Source organism: Prevotella sp. OH937_COT-195 (genome assembly GCF_003932845.1).
GTDB lineage: Bacteria > Bacteroidota > Bacteroidia > Bacteroidales > Bacteroidaceae > Prevotella.
This window is the reverse complement of record NZ_RQZH01000165.1, coordinates 1-408: the sequence shown is the minus strand read 5'-3', so window position 1 is coordinate 408 and position 408 is coordinate 1. Positions and strand designations below refer to the sequence as shown.

At 51.0% G+C, this 408-nt stretch carries 1 rRNA gene; it reads right to left on the bottom strand.

Annotated features, from left to right (window positions below):
* A 16S ribosomal RNA gene (locus EII32_RS11750) occupies positions 1-406 on the bottom strand; the annotation flags it as partial.
* Positions 407-408 lie beyond the last annotated feature (2 nt).

Sequence of the window (408 nt, the reverse complement as noted above, 5' to 3'; positions counted from 1 at the left end):
GCGTTGCTCCGTCAGACTTTCGTCCATTGCGGAAGATTCCCTACTGCTGCCTCCCGTAGGAGTCTGGGCCGTGTCTCAGTCCCAGTGTGGCCGATCACCCTCTCAGGTCGGCTATGTATCGTCGCCTTGGTAGGCCGTTACCCCACCAACTAGCTAATACAACGCAGGTCCATCTACTAGTGATGCATTTGCATCTTTCAAGCATCTAACATGTGTTAAACACTGTTATGCGGTATTAGCTGTCGTTTCCAATAGTTATCCCCCGCTAGTAGGCAGGTTACCTACGCGTTACTCACCCGTTCGCAACTCCTTCTACTCTAGCAAGCTAAAGTAGTCAGCGTTCTACTTGCATGTATTAGGCACGCCGCCAGCGTTCGTCCTGAGCCAGGATCAAACTCTCATTTAATC